At 67.0% G+C, this 285-nt stretch carries 1 protein-coding gene; it reads right to left on the bottom strand.

Translation table 11 applies throughout. The features are described 5' to 3' along the window. Nucleotides 1-285, bottom strand: a 285-nt coding sequence (locus tag JYB63_RS22975) for a hypothetical protein (protein ID WP_205660236.1), incomplete at both ends; no start/stop codon positions are given.

Raw genomic sequence — 285 nt, 5'->3', positions numbered from 1 at the left:
GGTGATTTCGCCGTTGAGGCGGGGGTCGCGCCCGTCGGACAGCGTTTCCCGCCGCCATTCCGCACCGAAGGCCAGGCCCACTTCGCCCGCCGGCAGGGCAAAGACGTGGTCGTGCACGAAACGCGTATCCACCTGGAACAGGCTTGAGGTGCTGTAGCGACGCACCGGGACGGTGAAGCTGGCGATCGTGGCAGGGTCATTCGGCGTGCCGTCCACGCCGGTCCAGTTGTCGGGATCCCCTCCATTGAACGGGTTGTAGGCGCTGGGGTCAGAGCGGGACAACGC

Source organism: Aliamphritea spongicola (assembly GCF_017051665.1).
Lineage (GTDB): Bacteria > Pseudomonadota > Gammaproteobacteria > Pseudomonadales > Balneatricaceae > Amphritea > Amphritea spongicola.
Note: the sequence above shows the minus strand (reverse complement) of the source record. Positions and strands in the feature narration are given on the sequence as shown.